At 69.3% G+C, this 17,074-nt stretch carries 16 protein-coding genes; 10 read left to right on the top strand and 6 right to left on the bottom strand.

Annotated features, from left to right (window positions below; translation table 11 throughout):
• The first annotated feature begins 219 nt into the window (after positions 1-219).
• Positions 220-588: a DUF485 domain-containing protein gene (locus ACH34S_RS08590; RefSeq protein ID WP_395951925.1), complete on the top strand. Its 369-nt coding sequence runs from the start codon at positions 220-222 to the stop codon at positions 586-588.
• Entirely contained in the window at positions 585-2,195 is a 1,611-nt protein-coding gene (locus tag ACH34S_RS08585; RefSeq protein WP_395951924.1) for a cation acetate symporter, read from the top strand. Before ACH34S_RS08590 ends, ACH34S_RS08585 begins: the two co-directional genes overlap by 4 nt.
• Positions 2,196-2,422: 227 nt before the next feature.
• On the opposite strand, the gene ACH34S_RS08580 is transcribed toward ACH34S_RS08585, so the two are convergent.
• Positions 2,423-2,740, bottom strand: coding sequence for a hypothetical protein (locus ACH34S_RS08580; protein WP_395951923.1), 318 nt, complete (start codon positions 2,738-2,740; stop codon positions 2,423-2,425).
• A gap of 253 nt (positions 2,741-2,993) precedes the next feature.
• Between ACH34S_RS08580 and ACH34S_RS08575 the strand changes: the two genes are divergently transcribed.
• Positions 2,994-3,392: a VOC family protein gene (locus tag ACH34S_RS08575; RefSeq protein ID WP_395951922.1), complete on the top strand. Its 399-nt coding sequence runs from the start codon at positions 2,994-2,996 to the stop codon at positions 3,390-3,392.
• A gap of 70 nt (positions 3,393-3,462) precedes the next feature.
• On the opposite strand, the gene ACH34S_RS08570 is transcribed toward ACH34S_RS08575, so the two are convergent.
• Entirely contained in the window at positions 3,463-3,996 is a 534-nt protein-coding gene (locus ACH34S_RS08570; protein ID WP_395951921.1) for a GNAT family N-acetyltransferase, read from the bottom strand.
• A 214-nt stretch (positions 3,997-4,210) separates the two neighbouring features.
• A complete protein-coding gene (locus ACH34S_RS08565) occupies positions 4,211-4,420 on the bottom strand; it encodes a DUF397 domain-containing protein (RefSeq protein WP_395951920.1) in 210 nt (69 codons plus the stop codon).
• A 312-nt stretch (positions 4,421-4,732) separates the two neighbouring features.
• Here ACH34S_RS08565 and ACH34S_RS08560 point away from each other — a divergent pair, with 312 nt between their 5' ends.
• A complete protein-coding gene (locus ACH34S_RS08560) occupies positions 4,733-4,903 on the top strand; it encodes a hypothetical protein (protein WP_395951919.1) in 171 nt (56 codons plus the stop codon).
• A gap of 103 nt (positions 4,904-5,006) precedes the next feature.
• On the top strand, positions 5,007-5,603 hold the full coding sequence (locus ACH34S_RS08555; protein ID WP_395951918.1) for a hypothetical protein: 597 nt from the start codon (positions 5,007-5,009) through the stop codon (positions 5,601-5,603).
• 4 nt (positions 5,604-5,607) lie between these two features.
• Here ACH34S_RS08555 and ACH34S_RS08550 read toward each other — a convergent pair whose 3' ends face one another.
• Positions 5,608-6,165: a hypothetical protein gene (locus ACH34S_RS08550; RefSeq protein WP_395951917.1), complete on the bottom strand. Its 558-nt coding sequence runs from the start codon at positions 6,163-6,165 to the stop codon at positions 5,608-5,610.
• A 105-nt stretch (positions 6,166-6,270) separates the two neighbouring features.
• Positions 6,271-6,540, bottom strand: a complete 270-nt coding sequence (locus tag ACH34S_RS08545) for a hypothetical protein (RefSeq protein ID WP_395951916.1) — start codon at positions 6,538-6,540, stop codon at positions 6,271-6,273.
• Positions 6,541-6,873: 333 nt separating this feature from the next.
• Between ACH34S_RS08545 and ACH34S_RS08540 the strand changes: the two genes are divergently transcribed.
• Positions 6,874-8,871: a sensor histidine kinase gene (locus ACH34S_RS08540; protein ID WP_395951915.1), complete on the top strand. Its 1,998-nt coding sequence runs from the start codon at positions 6,874-6,876 to the stop codon at positions 8,869-8,871.
• Entirely contained in the window at positions 8,868-9,536 is a 669-nt protein-coding gene (locus tag ACH34S_RS08535; protein WP_395951914.1) for a response regulator, read from the top strand. The genes ACH34S_RS08540 and ACH34S_RS08535 overlap by 4 nt, the downstream gene beginning before the upstream one ends.
• A gap of 9 nt (positions 9,537-9,545) precedes the next feature.
• On the opposite strand, the gene ACH34S_RS08530 is transcribed toward ACH34S_RS08535, so the two are convergent.
• The gene (locus ACH34S_RS08530) at positions 9,546-12,731 is read right to left on the bottom strand and encodes an NACHT domain-containing protein (RefSeq protein WP_395951913.1); all 3,186 of its coding nucleotides are present in this window, start codon (positions 12,729-12,731) and stop codon (positions 9,546-9,548) included.
• Positions 12,732-13,297: 566 nt separating this feature from the next.
• Between ACH34S_RS08530 and ACH34S_RS08525 the strand changes: the two genes are divergently transcribed.
• The 3 genes from ACH34S_RS08525 to ACH34S_RS08515 are packed head-to-tail and all read left to right on the top strand — an operon-like array spanning position 13,298 to position 17,074.
• Entirely contained in the window at positions 13,298-14,404 is a 1,107-nt protein-coding gene (locus tag ACH34S_RS08525; RefSeq protein ID WP_395951912.1) for a DegT/DnrJ/EryC1/StrS family aminotransferase, read from the top strand.
• Positions 14,401-15,420, top strand: a complete 1,020-nt coding sequence (locus tag ACH34S_RS08520; protein WP_395951911.1) for a Gfo/Idh/MocA family protein — start codon at positions 14,401-14,403, stop codon at positions 15,418-15,420. Before ACH34S_RS08525 ends, ACH34S_RS08520 begins: the two co-directional genes overlap by 4 nt.
• Positions 15,421-15,439: 19 nt before the next feature.
• Entirely contained in the window at positions 15,440-17,074 is a 1,635-nt protein-coding gene (locus tag ACH34S_RS08515) for a glycosyltransferase family 2 protein (protein WP_395951910.1), read from the top strand.

Raw genomic sequence — 17,074 nt, 5'->3', positions numbered from 1 at the left:
CCGGGGCGCCGGGCGACCGAAACGGTTCTGACGCCGCCACGCACGGCGACCGAAACGGGTGACCGTTCGTCGCGCCAAACGGACCGTTCATCGACACGGCCCGCAGACCGGCGACGATGAGCGGCAGCTGAACGCACCCTCCCGCCGGGCCCCTTCGCCTGCACGGACACGCTCCTTAGCGTGTCGCGTGACCGGCGTCACTACAGAGGAGGGACGGTCGTGTCCGTCGATAAGAGTGCCTCCGGCACCGTCTACGAACGGTTCCAGAGCAGCACGGAGTTCCAGGAACTCCGGCGCAGATTCCGCAGATTCGCATTCCCGATGACCGCGGCTTTCCTCAGCTGGTACCTGCTCTACGTCGTCCTGTCAGGGTGGGCGCGCGGCTTCATGGGCACAGAGCTGTTCGGCGCCATCAACGTCGCGCTCGTGTTCGGCCTCCTCCAGTTCCTATCGACGTTCGTCATCGCGTGGCTGTACTCCCGGCACGCCGACCGCAGCCTCGACCCGCTCGCCGACAAGATCCGCGCCGGAATCGAGGCCGAAGCCGGGAAGCCGGGAGAGGCCGGGAAGGCGGAGGACGTCCGATGAGCAACGAAACCCTGTCGATCATCCTGTTCCTGACGTTCGTCGCCGGAACGCTCGCCATCACCGTCTGGGCGAGCCGGAACACCAAGGACGCCACCGACTTCTACGCGGGCGGACGGTCCTTCTCCGGCGTCCAGAACGGCCTCGCGATCGGCGGCGACTACATGTCCGCCGCGTCCTTCCTCGGCATCGCCGGCCTGATCGCCCTCTACGGCTACGACGGGTTCCTGTACTCGATCGGGTTCCTCGTCGCGTGGCTCGTCGCGCTCCTCCTCGTCGCGGAGCTGCTGCGGAACTCCGGCCGGTTCACGATGGCGGACGTGCTGTCGTTCCGGATGAGCCCCCGTCCCGTCCGGACCGCCGCCGGCGTCTCCACCATCGTCGTGTCGATCTTCTACCTGCTGGCGCAGATGGTCGGCGCGGGCGCGCTGGTCTCCCTGCTCTTCGGCTTCACCAGCGAGTTCGCCAAGGGCGCGACGATCGCGCTGGTCGGCGTCCTGATGATCGTGTACGTCGTGTTCGGCGGCATGAAGGGCACCACCTGGGTCCAGATCGTCAAGGCCGTCCTGCTGATGACCGGCGCGACCCTCATCACGATCCTCGTGCTGAGCGAGTTCGGCTTCAACCTGTCGTCCCTGCTGAACGACGCCGCCGACCAGAGCGGCAAGGGCAAGGACTTCCTCGAACCCGGCCTGCGCTACGGCACCGAGGCCAGCGGCCTGGAAGGCAAACTCGACCTGATCAGCCTCGGGCTGGCGCTCGTCCTCGGCACCGCCGGGCTGCCGCACATCCTGATCCGCTTCTACACCGTCCCGACCTCCCGCGACGCCCGCAAGTCGGTGCTGTGGGGCATCGGCATCATCGGCGCGTTCTACCTGCTGACCCTCGTCCTCGGCTTCGGCGCCGCCGCCCTCGTCGGCAGCAAGGAGATCGCCAAGGAGAACCCGGCCGGCAACACCGCGGCGCCACAGCTGGCGGAGAAGATCGGCGACATCGTGTTCGGCGACGCGGGCGGCACCATCCTCCTCGCGGTCATCGCCGCGGTCGCGTTCGCGACGATCCTCGCGGTCGTGGCGGGCCTCACCCTCGCCTCCTCGTCGTCCTTCTCGCACGACCTGTACGCCCACGTGTTCCGCAAGGGCAAGGCCACCGAGCGGGAAGAGGTCCGCGTCGCCCGGATCTCCGCGTTCGTCATCGGCGCCGTCGCGATCGTCCTCGGCATCTACGCGCAGCGCCTGAACGTCGCGTTCCTCGTCGCCCTGGCGTTCGCGGTGGCGGCGTCCGGGAACCTGCCCGCGATCCTGTACAGCCTGTTCTGGAAGCGGTTCAACACGGCCGGCGCCGTCGCCGCCATCTACGGCGGCCTGGGCTCCGCGATCTTCTTCGTGACCTTCTCCCCGGTGGTGTCCGGGTCCCCGAAGGCCCTGTTCACCGACGTGGACTTCCACTGGTTCCCGCTGGAGAACCCGGGCATCGTCTCCATCCCGATCGGCTTCCTGGCCGGCTGGCTCGGGACGATCCTCAGCAAGGAGTTCAACGCCGAGAAGTACGCCGAGATCGAAGTCCGCTCCCTCACCGGCGCGGGCGCGGAGGAGGCGACCAAACACTGAGGCCGTGCCGCGCGGGCGACCGTCGCCCGGTCCCGCGCGGCCCGCGGCCCCGTCCCCCGTACCTCCCGGGACGGGGCCGCGCCCCAGACGCGTCCCCCTGACGCTCAGCGGACGTCAGGGGGACGCGCCGCGTTTCCGGACTCGCCCGGACCGGCGCATTCGCACATGCGGCGGGTCCCGGAGGCACAGTGCCTCCGGGACCCGCCGCGTCGTGGCCTAGGAGTGGCTCAACCGTTCCCGAGACCGGCGTCCGGGGATCCGATCGGGACGATGGGGGCGTTCCCCGAGATCGGGGCGAAGATCGGAGCGTCCCCGTCCACCGCGCCCTTCTCCACGGTCCCGGTCACGTCCGTGTCCACCGCGCCCTTCTCGACGGTTCCCGTCACCGGGGCGTCCGTGTCCACGGCACCCTTTTCGACGGTGCCGGTCACCGGGGCGTAGACCAGGGGAGCGCCGAGCATGTTTTCCGAGGCCATCGCGGGGCCGGCCATCGCCAGGATTCCGACGGTGCCGAGCACCACCACCGTGGCCTTCACGAGTCGCATCGTGGGGGTTGACCTTTCTTGGTTGTCGACATGGTGTGCCGAACGGGAGCGAGGCGACGACCGCCTACTCGTCGCACTCAATTGATCACAGACCGTATCAGTCTGGCTCAACACCGACGGCTATTTCGCGCACAATCGGCCTTCTGCTGCGCTCTTAGGCTGTGAGCCACAGGCGGACGGCGTACGACTCTCGGCCTTGGAGTACGGCCCAGTCAGCCTGGAATTGATCAGGGCTACTCTGCCGAGCATGCGGATGCTGCATCTCGGGTTGCGGGTCACCGATCTTGAACGCTCGCTCGCCTTTTACACGGCGCTCGGCTACAGCGTGGTCGGCGGCGTTCCCGAGACGGGATTCGGCAGCCTGACCATGCTCCAGTTGCCCGACGATCCGTTCGTCAGCCTTGAGCTCGTGCATGATCCCGCGAAACCGGTCGAGGACGTCAGCGCCGTCAACCATCTCGTCGTCCAGGTGGACGATCTCGATGCCACGATCGCGGAGCTCGCGGGGAGGGGTGTCACGGCCGAGCCTCCGGCGGAGCCGGGGCCGGGGGTCCGGACGTCTTGGCTGACCGATCCCGACGGCTACCGGATCGAGCTCGTGCAGTGGCCGCCCGGCCATCCGGCAGGAATGACGGCGGCCGACTTCGCCTGATCGGCCGTCCTCTGCGTGTGACGGTGGTGGGAACGGCGAGCCAGGGCCGGACGACAGGCGATGCGGGACGTCAGCTTGATGGCCGTGGTCCTGCGGTTCCGTGGGCGGCGAAGAATTCCTCGGCGGTGAGGCCGAAGATCAAGTTGTCGTGGTAGCGGCCGGCGAAGAAGTCGTGCCGTCGCAGGCGGCCTTCCAGGGTGGCGCCGAAGGCGAGCATGCCCGCCTGCGAGACCTCGTTGAAGTCGTGCACATAAGCTTGCGCCTTTTGATAACGGCGTTCGCCGAACATGTAGCCGAGCAGCAGGATTCCGGCTTCCCAGGCATATCCCTTGCGCTGGTGCTCCGGCGCGACCGCCAGACCCAGATAGAAGCGTCCTGCCACGGGGTCTGCTTGGGTCGTGTTGATGCAGCCCACCATGCCGCCGTGCTGGCGATCGGTGATCGCCAGGAGGAAGTTGTCGTCCAGGGGGTCTTTCGCCGCCTCCCGCTTCAGCCATTCTCGGCAGTTCTCAGGCGAGCGCGGCGCGGTGACTCGCTCCCAGGCGCGCTGATAGGAAGACGAAGATTCGAGGGCCATGACGACTTCCCAGTCGTCGGGTTCCACGCGGCGCAGAACGGTGTTCTCTCCCCTCCAGACAGGACGTGACATGTCACTGCACTCTGTGTCCGTTGGCGGGCGTGTCGGCAGTTCGTTATCGATCACGTAGCACACCAGGTTCCGTGAGTAGGCTGACGTCGCAAAGGGGGCTGGACGCTGAACACCGGTAGGCGGTCCTTGCCCGCCTACCGGTGCCCGGCCGTCAATGTTCCGAAAGGGTTCAGAACTCGCCCGCGCGGATTCCCTCGCGGAAGGCGTTCCATTCCTCGGCGGTGAAGCGGAGGTCGCCCAGGCCGGGGTTCTTGGAGTCCCGCATCGCGATGGCGCCGTCACCGATCTCGGCGACCTCGACGCAGACCACCAGGCTGTGGCTGCTCTTGCGCCACTGGGCACCGCTGATGTCGCGCGCGTACAGTTCCTCTCTCTCCATATTTCGCTCCTAAGAAAGCGTATGCGATGACCCTTCAGGCATGCCCCCGGCCAAAGATCCCTAATCCTTTGAGAGTGTGACATTTGGTGTTTATATAAAGCAATAAATATGGGCAAAAGTGTGCATCACTCACGATTTGTTAGGGAAACGCCGTCGACTCACCGCTGGACGGGCTCGGCGCGGCCGGGGCGCCGGCTCGATGGGTGCGCCGGCCCGCAGGGACGGCGGCGTGGCGGGGCCGGCCGGGCGCGAACGCGATCTCGGTGGCCGCAGAGGATGCCGAAATGCCCGTTGCAGGCGCATTATGGGGTTATGAGCGATGACGAGCTGCGGCAAGAGTCTGGGGCGGACCGGTGGCGTAGCCTTCCTCCGCGCATCCGGCTGGAGGACACGATGGCCGGGCAGGAGGTTCCGCCCAAGCCGCAGGTGATCGCGGATCCGCGCAGTGTCGAGGTCGACGAGGCCACCCGATACCCGGCCTGACCTGCTGGTGTTTCGGTTGTTCTTCAACCGGGGATGACGTCGGGTTTGCGCCGCGATCGGTAGCGTCGGATAGGTGTTTGGCCAGCGTAAGACGTGTGTCCAGGTGCTCAAGGGCCGGACGAACGACGCGGCGCGCCTGTGTGAGGCCTCCGAACGCTGGCATCGCGAGGTCGCTCCCGGAGCCCGGGGCTGGCTGGGCAGCACCGGCGGCGTGACCGAGGACGGCGTCTACTTCAACCTGATGCGCTTCGACTCCCCGCGAGCGGCCCACCGCAACGACAGGCGGCGCGCGCAGGGACAATGGTGGGACGAGGTAGCCGAGCTGTTCGAGGGCGAGGTCACCGTCGAGGAGTCCACCGACGTGGAGACGTTCGGACGCGGCGGCTCGGACGACGCGGGATTCGTCCAGATCCTGCGCACCCATATCCGCGACCGGGAGGCGGTGCGTCCGCACGTGCCCGAGGAGTTCCAGGAGACGCTGACCCGGCTGCGCCCCGACATGATCGGCGGCATGTTCTGCGTGCACCCCGACGGCACCTGCACCGGCGTCGCGTACTTCACCTCACTCGAGGAAGCCCGCAAGGGCGAGCGCACGGAGATGCCGCCGGAATACAAAGCCTGGCGCGACGAGCAGATGACGCATTTCGACCAGGAAGCCGTCTTCTACGATCTGCGCGAATTCTGGCTGCAATCCCCGTGACGGCTCAGACCTCAGGGCGCGGGACGAGGGCCATCGCCAGTAAAAGCGAGCCGGGCAGCGCCACGATGACGAGGATTCCGAGCGCGGCGACCACGGCCTTGACGCTGCGCAGCACGCCGAGTCCGTAACCGATGGCGGCGAGAACCAGGTACGCCGCAAAGACCAGCACGATGGCGATGATGACGGACGGATGGTGCCGCAAACCCGGGTCGATGGCGTCCATGGACACGGCGTCCAGGCGAGTAAGGCGGGGGGACGCCTTCCACCACGCCAGCGAAAGGTTCACCAGCGCCAGCACCGTCCCGGCGAACACCGCCACGGCCGCCCCGATTCGCTTGCCACGCCCCGCCGCCGCCCCAGCATGGGCGACCAGCAGACCGGCCAGCAGTGCACAGATATGACCGACGCCGCTGCCGGACGTGTAGCCGGAGACGGCCGCACCCCGCCAAGCGGCGAGAAACTGCGGGTCGGACTGCGCGTCGTGCCACACGTCCAGGCCCACGTTGAGCGAATGGGAGAGCAACATGAGCGAGGCGACGCCGGTCCCGGCGATCAGCGCCATGTAAACACCAGCACACCAGAGGACGGTGCGCCGACCACGCGGCACGGCATCTGCCATCCCGCCATCCTGCCCGAAATGATCGGATCGCAGGCGTGCTGCGACGATCTAGACCGCAAGGCGGAACAACGCCGCGGTCACCTGCGACAGCGCGACGCTCGCCGAGAACCACGATTCGGTCCCCTCCTGCAACGAGCGCACCAGCAGGACGACCGAGAGCGGCGTGGCGACCGCCGTGAGCGCGAGGCTCGCGTACCAGAGAAAGCCGTCGTGGGAAAGCATTCTCGCCCCGAATGCCGCGAACGCGATGACCGATGTCGCCTCCCAGGCGGCTTCGGATACGCGCGCAGGTGAATTCGTGTCCGACTCTGCGTCCATTGACGACCTCGCTCGATAGACATGCCGATGCCCGACGCGAGACTCCCGCCCGCTGCCGCCGCCGCGCCGGTCGAGGCCGTCGGCCCCGGGAGGCCCATGCCGAGGCCCTGCTAGAAAATTAATGGGGGCCGGGAGCCCTGTGCCTCATCCGTTGGAACGGAGCTGAACCAGACCAGGGTGGCGCGAAAGGTCCACCCACGGGTGGAGGTGTTCGGCCTTTTGTGGCCGATTTCCGTCGTCGGTCATTGACGGCGTCGAGATGATCAGGATTAGAGTGGCGAAGTGCTCTCGTTCAGCGAGTTGACACATCATCGGCCACGGGCGAATGACGTTGTGCTGCCCCTGGTCCTTCTCACGGTCCAGCTCGTCGCAGGCCCGGGCTTGGCGGCGTTGCTCGACGAACCCGCCGGTGCTCGGGAACGGGTGCTCGGGCTAGTCGCCGGTGCGGTCGTGGCGTTGTCGCTGTGCCTGCGCCGGGAGCGTCCGGCGGCGGTGCTGGGCGTCGCCGTGGTGGTCGGGGCCGCGGTCGATCTGACGCTCCCGTCCTCCGCCGGAGCCCTCGTGCTCTGGGCGGCCGATCTCATCGCGCTGTACTCGCTGGCCGTGCACCGCCGGGCGCGGACCGCCGTCACCGGCGGCGCGCTGGCCGCCTCGGCTGCAGGCCTCGTCGCCGCCGTGCGGGCGGGCTCGCCGTTGGAGGTGCCGGCCATCATCGTGCTCAGCGCCGTCTGCTACGCGGCCGTCATCGCCTTCGGCCAGGTGCGCCGGCAGCGGGTGGGCGTGCGGCGACGGCTCGTCGAGCGGCTGGACGCGGCCGAGCGGGAACGCGTGCTCCTCGCCGTCGCCGAACGGGAGCGGCTGGCCCGCGACCTGCACGATGTGGCCGGTCACCATCTCAGCGCCGTCACCGTGCATACGACGGCCGCCCTCCGCCTCGCCGACCGGCGGCCCGAGATGGTGCCCGAGGCTCTCGACGCCGCCGTCGGCATGGGCCGGGAGGTGCTGGCGGCGCTCAACCGCCTGGTGGACGTGGTGGCCCGGCCGTCCGGGACCGGGCCGTTCGAGGGCGAGCCGTCCCGGAGCAGGCCGACCGGGAAGCTGCCAGACGCCGATCTGCCGGGGCTTCTCGCACCCTTATGCGCGGGGCTCGTCCGCTTAGGCGTCCCGGTGTCGGTCACCGTGTCCGGCGACTCGCGCGCGCTGCCGTACGAGACGGCCGCCGCGGCGTACGGCATCGTCCAGGAGTCCCTCACGAACGCGATGCGTCATGCGAGGGGAGCACCGGTCACTGTCCGCGTCGAGTACCGCACCGGTGCGCTCGTCCTGCTCGTATGCAACGAGAAGGGCGAAGGTTGGAACGATGACGCGGAACTGGGCGGAGGCCGCGGGGTCGAGGGCATGCGGAGCCGCGTAGCGGAGGCCGGTGGCAGGTTGCGCGCTGGGCCTGCCCGTGCCGGTGGCTGGTCGGTTCACGCGACTCTTCCGACGCCGGCCCGTCCGCGCCGCCGCGAGTTCGGATGGCCCCGATTGGTGGACCTGATGGCGGTGGCCATGTGCGTCGGACTGCCGATGCTCGCGGTCATCCCGCCCGACCCGCTCATACCGGCCTCTCCGCTCGGCCATGCCGCCCTATCTGGGCTGTTGTCGGCGCATGCGCTCGCCCTGTGGTGGCGGCGGAACGCACCCGTGGCGGCCCTGGCCGCAGTGGCCGGTGTCGACCTCCTCTGGGCCGGACTGACCCTGGCCGACGTGATCCCCGTGAGCTGGCTGCCGGCGCTGGCGCTGGCCTGGACGACCGAGCTGATCGCGGTGTACTCCCTGGCCGCCTCCGGGCCGTCGACGGGCGCAGGGTTGCTCGGCACCACCGCGACGGGTGCCGTGGGCGGTCTGCTCGCGGCGACGGCCCTCTCCACCGACCCGGCGGAGCAGCCGTTCACAGCGGTGGACGCCGTCGCCGGCGTCGTGTTCTTCGGGGTCCTCGTGACGCTCGCGATGCTGCCCTTCTGGGCTTGGGGCTCCGTCGTCAAGTCCGGACGGAACCGGAGCAGCGCATGGGAGCGATCAATGGCCGAGTCGGTGGCGGTGCGCACCGACCACATCGTGCGAGCCGAGCGGTCCCGGGTCGCCGCCGGGCTGCGGGACGCGGTGTTCGAGCACACCGTCCGGTTCGTGCGGGCCGCTGAGGCAGCGCTGCGCGGCGGGCCCGCGAGCGACCGGCGGGCGGCGCTGACCCTGGTGGCGGCCGAGGCGCGGGCCGCGCTGGCGGGCATGCGGGAGCTGCTCGACACGATGGAGAGGTCCATGGACGCGGCGACGGGAGCCCGGCCGTGACGATCCGCGTACTCGTGGCCGACGACCAGCCCGTGGTCCGGATGGGATTCGCCGCGATCATCGACGAGGAGCCCGACCTGACGGTCGTCGGCCAGGCGGGCGACGGAGCCGAGGTCCTGCGGACGGTCGCGGACAGCCGCCCGGACGTCGTCCTCATGGACATCCGAATGCCCGGCATGGACGGCCTACAGGCCACCCGTGAGCTGGCCGCAGCGGCGCCCGCGACCCGGGTGCTGGTGCTCACGACCTTCCGGCGCGACGAGTACGTGTTCGGCGCCCTCCGCGCCGGTGCCTCCGGCTTCCTCCTCAAGGACTGCGAACCGCAGGAACTTCTGGACGCGATCCGGATCGTGGCGAGCGGCGAAGGCATGCTCGCCCCGGCGGTGACCCGGCAGCTCATCGACGCGTTCGTCGCGGGGAAGGTCGGCGCGCGCCCCCGTCCGGACGAGCGGCTCGGGCTCCTCACCGACCGGGAGATCGACGTCCTGCGCAGCGTCGCCCACGGCCTCAACAACACCGAGATCGCCACCTCGCTGGGCATCGGGACCGCGACGGTGAAGACCCACGTCAACGCCATCTTCGGCAAACTCGGCCTCCGGGACCGCGTACAAGCCACGATCTTCGCCTACGACATGGGCCTCGCAACCCCCCGCACCCAAACCTGACACGGGGCCTCAGCTCCGCACCAGGACCAGCTGCGCCCGCTCCGATCGGCCGGGTGTGTCCGGGGTCAGCGCGATGAGTGCGCACACCGCGCCGCGAAGCAGCCTCGACATCTCCGGTTCGGGAGTCACCTCATCGAGAGTCAGCGCCGCCAGGAGACAGGTGACCGCCGGCACCAGATCGCTCTGCCGGGTCGGGCGGTTCCTGTCCTGAAGCGGGCGGGCGAACCCCTGCGCGGTCGAAATCAAGGCTTCCGAGACTTCCGAACTGGAATGCCTCGCAAGGTCTCTCGCATACGTCAACGCCTTGATCGGATCATCGGCAGGTGACGAAGTGGCGACGATGTCTAAATGGTGCTGAAAAGGCTCTTGCGCGTGCGCCGTGATCGATTCACTTCTCCGGTTCTTGGGGATCGACCGTTTCTCGAACGATGGCTTTGTGAAGTGACGCGCCAGCTGGTCGCAGGCCTTGGCCAGGCCCATCACGGTGTCCGCTTCCGGCGGCCAGACGGCGCCAGCGGCGGGCAAGCGAGCGATGGCCAGGTCGCATGCGAGGTCGACACCGCGGCTCATGGCGCGTGCGGCGGCTATTTCCCTCGCCGGACGGAGCCCGAGCGTCATGCAATAATCCAGGGCGGGGAGGCGGAGATACAATTCGCGATATATGACCTCGTCGAGAGAGGCGCGGGCGACCTCGGCATCGGAAAGGCGGGTGATGAAGGGGTGGATGTTGTCTTTCTGGGTGAGTTCGAAGGTGAGTGCGCGGCCGAGGCCGCGAGCATCGGCGTCATAGGCGAGGAGGTCGCGGAGCAGGTCGCCGAGAGCGTCGATGTGACCAGGGCCCCGGGCACCGGGGACATCACGGGCGAATGCGAGGGCAAGCTCGCCGATCCTGTCGAGCATGGGGAGCAGGGAGATGTGCATCCCTCGGGCTGAAGTGCTCGTGGGCGCCAGGTTGAGGACGACGACGATCGCCCGGCCGAGGGCTTGGTTCAGGGTGATGACATCAGCGGGGAAGCCTGCGGAGTCCACCTGGAGAACGAGGTCGAAGACCTCGTCGAGGACGCTCTCGACGGCAGGGTCGGTGAAGCCGCGGGCCCGGTGGAGATCATTGGCCAGTTCGCGGGCCGACTCTAATGAACGAGCCGGATTCCAACTCAAGACCTGGCCGCGACCTAATGTGCGCTCGCTGATAAGACAACGGTATTGCGAGAGAGCGCAGGCGAGTTCGTAGGCGAGGTCGATGATGTACAGCAGCTGATGGGCGGGATTGCCGCGATCGCGGGGGGCCGCGTAAGCCAAGAGGTGCGGGAGGGGAACGTCGGAGTACGGAGCGAGGAACCTGAGGATGAGCTGAATGTGCTCAATGATCAGGGCTGGGTAGCCGTCGATCTGATCTCGGGTGGGCTCATGAGGATGACGGGCCGGTTCAGCGAAAATGAAACACGCCTGACCCTGACTGTGCACGTCGCCGTCGGCTGCGTACAGAATCGGCGCCGCACCGGAATACCGTCCGCTGCCAAGAGCCTGCCGGGCCTCCGCGGGTTCCGGCAGGCGGTAGCGGGTGCCGTCGCTGAACAGGTTGCTGAGCCAGATGAGGAACTTGTCGATGTCCCCCGACAACGGATTGCCCGTAACGGTTTGCAGGTTGACGGCGCGGGCGTAGCGGGCCCAGAGGTCGTCGGGGACGGGCCGGGCGCAGATCAGCGTGCCGTTGTCGTCGATGGTGTAGGTGTTCTCCAGGGCGCGGGCGGCCGCGACGCCGTCCAGGAGCCGGATCTCATCTGGGTCGCTGGGAGCTACGGTAAGAAGGCGGTCGAGTTCGGTTCGGAGCGCCGGATCGAGTTCGCGGGCCTCGCTCGCGCAGGCGTAGGCGAGGCTGAGCGCTGTGATGGTGCGGGCGGCCAGGCACGCCTCGACGACCGGGCCGGCATCCGCGCGGGCTGCCCATAGGAGGGTGGTCTCTCGCCACCAGGGGTCATTGACCTTGTCCACGAGGATCTGGCGGCGGGACGCGTGATCGGGGACAAGCGCGGCCGCCAGGTACTCCTGCAAGGTCAGGTGGGCAAAGCCGTAGCGGCCGTGTTGGTGCTCCAGCAGGAGGCCGCTGCGCCTGACGTGGGCGAGAAAGGCCTCGGGCGTGACGTCGGGGGCGGTGCGCCGCAGCACCAGCCGGATAGCGCGCGCGGCCCGATCGACGGAAATGTCGCGCAGGTTCTGGCGCATCATGTGCCAGGCCAGTTCCTGGACGATGCGTTCCTTTCGCTCGCCGCTCAGGTTCTCCAATTCGGCGTCGGGGAGGTTCTTGGCCTCCTGGCGGCGATGGAGCAGGACCTGGCACACCTCCTCGTACAGGGCGGCCCGACTGCCGGGCAGGCTGCTGCGATACCGGTGCACGTTGGCGATCATGGTGAGCAGGAGCGGGTTCGCGGCCAGGTCGTAGAGGGAGGGGCGCCCGCCTACGCGGTGGAACAGGTCGTCGGCGGCCTGGGCGGCGATCCGGTCGATCTCTTCCGCGTCGGCGTCCCGGGAACGGCGCTCGATGGCCCGATACCAGGCGTGCAGGAAGGCGCGGATCTGGGCGCTGGTGAACCGCTGCACTTGCAGGACGTCGGCGCGCGTCAGCCGGTTCGCCTCATACCCCAGCGGACGGGACGTGACCACGAACGCGTTGCCCGGATAGCGGCTGATCTGCTCCTCCACCCACTGGACCACACGGCTGCGCTGCCCGGCGTCGGCGACCTCGTCCAGGCCGTCCAGCAGCACGACGCATCGGCCGCGCGCCAGGCGCCGCTCCAGCCACTCGGCGGGGACCGCGTCGTCCAGCCATGGGGCGGCCGCAGCGATCCGGGCCAGGCTTTCCGTCTGCCCGGCCTGGATCGCCTCCGCATGGTCGCGCAAGTAGAGCAGGACGGGGAGCAGTCCGCGGCGCCACCACCGCCGCTCGGCCAGCTCCAGCGCGGTGTAACGGGCCAGGGTCGTCTTCCCTGAACCCGCGGCGCCCAGCACTGCGAGGACGCGACCGGCGGTCAGGAAGGACGCCAACGGGTCCCGCCGAGCGCTGTCGGGCGGGACGAGGCCGATGCCGGAATCGGTCACTGTGTCGGTCACCGGCTTAGGCTGGAGCATCACGTTGACGTAGACCTGCCGGGTCCGCAGCACGAACTCCGCCTGGGTGACCAGCCCGATGGTCTCCATCTGGTTGACCGAAGAACGCATCCGCCGCAGATATGCGTGTCTCGGTCTCCACGGCCGCCGCGCCGGGCTTGAAGGCGGGGGAGTGGCCTCTGCGGGTTGCGGGGCGGACTGCGGGTTTGCCTGCGCCAAGGTGCCCAGGACGGTGAACACCAGGGCCAGGTAGCCCCAGCTCCAGCTCAGCTTCCCGTTGTTCAGGATCTGGTTGACCGCAACACCTGCCGCTACCAGCAGTGATGCTCCGAGTAGGGCGCGTCCCATGAATCTCGGTGTTCGCACGGCGGCCGGCCCTCGGGAGGTAGGCAAGAGCTTGCGTACCCACTAAATCGGCTTTACCTCGTGCTCGCCGTCCCGTCGCCAATCTGATACCTGCCGTGAATCTGGGGAAGGTTCGGCGTTCTCCCAGCGCGGGCATGGGGCGGCATATGATCGAGAACGTCCTCGCAACGGTCTTACTTGGCTAGAATCTGCCTGTTAGGCGAGGCTTCCGCTAATTGTGAGCATCCTGTTGCGCTCCGTTTCCCGCGAGGAAGCCGCCCGGTCACCGTTTTGCCCTAAGGAGTCTGTGCATGCCCGTGGAATCTGATGGGCTCGTCCCCGCGGCGAGTCCCGTGATCGGGGAGGCGGAGATCGAGGCCGCGGTGCGTGTGCTGCGCAGCGGGCGGGTCGTCCAGGGGCCGGAGGTCGCGGCGTTCGAGGAGGAGTTCTCCGAGATCGTGGCGGGACGGCACTGCGTGGCGGTCAACTCGGGGACGTCGGCCCTGCACCTCAGCCTGCTCGCGTTGGACATCGGGCCAGGTGACGAGGTCATCGTGCCGTCGTTCACGTTCGCGGCCACCGCCAACGCGGTGCGTCTCGTCGGTGCCGAGCCGATCTTTGTCGACATCGAGCCGGGCTCGTTCTGCATGGATCCGGACGCCGTCGCCGCCGCGGTCGGGCCGCGGACGGCCGCGATCATGCCGGTGCACCTGTACGGGCACCCGGCGGCCATGGAGCGCATCGGGCCGCTCGCGGAGCGGCACGGGCTGGCCATTGTCGAGGACGCCGCCCAGGCCCACGCCGCGGCAGTCGGCGGGATCCCGGCGGGCGCGCTCGGCACCGTCGGCTGCTTCAGCTTCTACCCGACGAAGAACATGCACGCCCTGGAGGGCGGCATGATCACCACCGCCGATGCGGAGACGGCCAGAATGCTGCGGCTGCTGCGCAACCAGGGGATGGAGCAGCGGTACGCGAACGAGGTCGTCGGCGCGAACATGCGGCTCACCGACGTCGCCGCGGCGGTCGGGCGCGTGCAGCTCACGAAGCTCGCCGGGTGGACGGAGCAGCGCCGCGCGAACGCCGCGTACCTCGACGCGAAGATCACCGCCGCGGTCACGCCGCCGGTCGCGGAGGGCGCCAAGCACGTCTACCACCAGTACACGGTCCGGGTGGGGGACCGGGACGCCGTCCAGCGGCACCTGGACGAGCGGAAGGTCGGCAACGCCGTCTACTACCCGACGCCCGTCCACCGGCTGAAGCCGTTCCTGAAGGACGGCGGTCCCGATCCGCGCTGGGACCTGCCCGAGACCGAGCGGGCGGCGCGTGAGGTGCTGTCGCTGCCGGTGCATCCCTCGCTCGGCGAGGACGACCTCGCCCGGGTCGCCGACGCCGTCAACGAGACCGGGAGCGCGTCGTGACCGCGCTGCGGGCGGGCCTGATCGGGCTCGGGGTGATGGGACGCAACCACGCGCGCGTCCTGGCCGGTCTGGAGGGCGTCGACCTCGTCGGCGTCGTCGACCCGGCGGGGCGGCCGGACGGTGCCCCGCACGGCGTCCCGCTGCTGGCGTCCCTCGCCGACCTGCTCGAGCTCGGCATCGACTACGCGGTCGTGGCGTGCCCGACCGCGCTGCACGAGGAGATCGGGGTCGAGCTGGCGGAGGCCGGGGTCGGCGCGCTGATCGAGAAGCCGCTCGCCGAGTCGGTGGAGGCGGCGGAGCGGCTGGTGAAGTCGTTCGAGTCGCGGGGGCTGGTCGCCGGGGTCGGGCACATCGAGCGCTACAACCCGGCGCTGCAGAGCATGCGGTCGCGGCTGGAGGCGGGCGAGCTCGGCGACGTGTTCCAGGTCGTCACGCGGCGGCAGGGGCCGTTCCCGCACCGCATCGCCGACGTCGGCGTCGTCAAGGACCTCGCCACCCACGACATCGACCTGACCGGGTGGGTGACCGGCCAGGACTACGTGTCCATCTGCGCGCACACGGTCGCGCGCAGCGGCCGTCCGCACGAGGACATGGTCGCGGCGGTCGGGCGGCTCAGCGACGGCAGCATGGTCAACCACCTGGTGAACTGGCTCAGCCCGCTCAAGGAGCGGACGACGGTCGTGACCGGTGAGCGCGGCTGCTTCGTCGCCGACACCCTCACCGCCGACCTGACGTTCTACGCGAACGGCGAGCTGAGCACCGAGTGGGAGGCGCTGCGGGCGTTCCGCGGGGTCTCCGAGGGCGACATGATCCGGTACGCGATCCCGAAGCGGGAGCCGCTGCTGGTGGAGCATGAACGGTTCCGCGACGCCTTCAAGTCGGGCGGCGAGAGCGGGGACATCGTGACGCTGCGGCAGGGGCTGCGGACGGTCGAGGTCTCGGCGGCGGTCCTGGAGTCGGCGAGGCTCGGAGAGACCGTCTCGCTCCAGCCTTCAGGGGTGCTAGGTGCCGTCTGACTCCAGGCCGTCGGGGGGTGTGGGGGGTCGTCCCCCCGCAGCGGACTCGCAGGGCGTCGACGTCACGGTCGTCGTCGCCGTCTACAACACGATGCCGTACCTCACCGACTGCCTGAACTCGCTCGTTGAGCAGAGCATCGGCTCGGGCCGCATGGAGGTCATCGCCGTCGACGACGGCTCCACCGACGGCAGCGGAGCCGAACTCGACCGGTTCGCCGCCGAGTACCCCGGCATCGTGACGGTGCTGCGCCAGCCGAACTCCGGCGGCCCCGGCGCACCCAGCAACCGGGCCCTGGACGTCGCCAAAGGCCGCTACGTGTACTTCGTCGGCGCCGACGACCGCCTCGGCCGCGAGGCGCTGGAGCGGATGGTCGACGCGGCCGACGAATGGGGCTCGGACGTCCTCGTCGGCAAGATGATGGGCGTCAACGGGCGCGAGGTCAGGCAGGACCTGTTCGCCGAGAACCGCGCCGACGTCGACCTGTTCGACTCGCCGCTCCCGTGGCTGCTGTCCAACTGCAAGCTGTTCCGCCGCGACCTGGTCGAGCGGCACAAGCTCCGCTTCCCCGAGGACATGCCGATCGGCAGCGACCAGCCGTTCACCATCGAGGCGTGCGTGCGCGCCGAGCGGATCTCCGTGCTCGCCGACTACACCTGCTACTACGCGATGCTCCGCGAGGACGGCGGCAACATCACGCAGGGCACCGTCGAGGTCTACACCCGGCTGGAGTGCGCCGAGCGGCTCTTCGAGTTCGTCGCCGGACTGCTGGAGCCGGGGCCGGGCCGGGACGCGATCGTCCACCGGCACACCAAGTGGGAGCTGACCAAGCCGATCCGCGAGGGCCTCCTCGAACTGGACGACGACAAGCGCCGCGACGTGTGCACGCGCGTCGGCGCCCTCGTCGAGAAGTACGTCTCCGACGACGTCATGGCCCTGCTTCCCATCACGCGGCGCGTGCGGCTCCGGCTGGCGCAGCGCGGCGACGTCGACCGCCTCTGCGCGGCCATCAGGGCCGACGCGGCGGAGAAGCCCTACGCCGTCACGCTGAAGAACGGCCGCGCCTACTACGCCTACGAGGGTTTCGAGGACGCCGAGGCTGGCCTGCCCGACGAGCTCTACGAGATCACCAAAGGGCTGCGCGGGCGGCTCGGCAAGCAGCTGGGGGCCGTCGCCGCGCGCCGCGCGGACGGCATCCTGGAGATCACCGTCCGGACGCCGATCAACGGGGCCGACGCGGATGACCCGGAGGTGGTCGGGCTCGCGTTCGCCGTCCGGGGGCGCGACGGGCGCGTGCGGCTGGACGAGACGTCCGGTGCGCGGCTCGACCGCACGATCGGCGACGACGGCGCCCTGACCCTGACCGTGCGGATGCCGAAATCGGTGGTGTTCGCGCGCGGCTCGGCCAAGCGCACGTTAAGGCTGATCGTCAGCGCGTCCGGCGCGACGCATGACGTCGCCGTGCCCGCCCGCCTGTCCGCCCCGTGCAGATCGCTCGTCTGGCATCGGGGCAGGCCCTACCGGCTGTCGGTCCGCGCCGACGGGCGGGGCACCACGGCGATCGAGACCCGCCCGTCCTTTCCGGCCCGCGCCGTCGTCCGGCGGCTCCGGCGCGCACTGCCCGCCGGAGCCGCGAAGTCTCCTGGAGGTAAGTAG

Source organism: Actinomadura sp. 3N508 (genome assembly GCF_044326375.1).
Classification (GTDB): Bacteria; Actinomycetota; Actinomycetes; order Streptosporangiales; family Streptosporangiaceae; genus Spirillospora.
This window is presented reverse-complemented; position numbering and strand designations above follow the sequence as displayed.

What these genes read in the sequence shown, in the direction of transcription:
- ACH34S_RS08585 (WP_395951924.1), top strand. Translation starts at nt 585, where the DNA reads ATGAGCAACGAAACCCTGTCGATCATCCTGTTCCTGACGTTCGTCGCC.
- ACH34S_RS08580 (WP_395951923.1), bottom strand. Translation starts at nt 2,740, where the DNA reads ATGCGACTCGTGAAGGCCACGGTGGTGGTGCTCGGCACCGTCGGAATC.
- ACH34S_RS08575 (WP_395951922.1), top strand. Translation starts at nt 2,994, where the DNA reads ATGCTGCATCTCGGGTTGCGGGTCACCGATCTTGAACGCTCGCTCGCC.
- ACH34S_RS08565 (WP_395951920.1), bottom strand. Translation starts at nt 4,420, where the DNA reads ATGGAGAGAGAGGAACTGTACGCGCGCGACATCAGCGGTGCCCAGTGG.
- ACH34S_RS08560 (WP_395951919.1), top strand. Translation starts at nt 4,733, where the DNA reads ATGAGCGATGACGAGCTGCGGCAAGAGTCTGGGGCGGACCGGTGGCGT.
- ACH34S_RS08550 (WP_395951917.1), bottom strand. Translation starts at nt 6,165, where the DNA reads ATGGCGCTGATCGCCGGGACCGGCGTCGCCTCGCTCATGTTGCTCTCC.
- ACH34S_RS08545 (WP_395951916.1), bottom strand. Translation starts at nt 6,540, where the DNA reads ATGGACGCAGAGTCGGACACGAATTCACCTGCGCGCGTATCCGAAGCC.
- ACH34S_RS08530 (WP_395951913.1), bottom strand. Translation starts at nt 12,731, where the DNA reads ATGGAGACCATCGGGCTGGTCACCCAGGCGGAGTTCGTGCTGCGGACC.
- ACH34S_RS08525 (WP_395951912.1), top strand. Translation starts at nt 13,298, where the DNA reads ATGCCCGTGGAATCTGATGGGCTCGTCCCCGCGGCGAGTCCCGTGATC.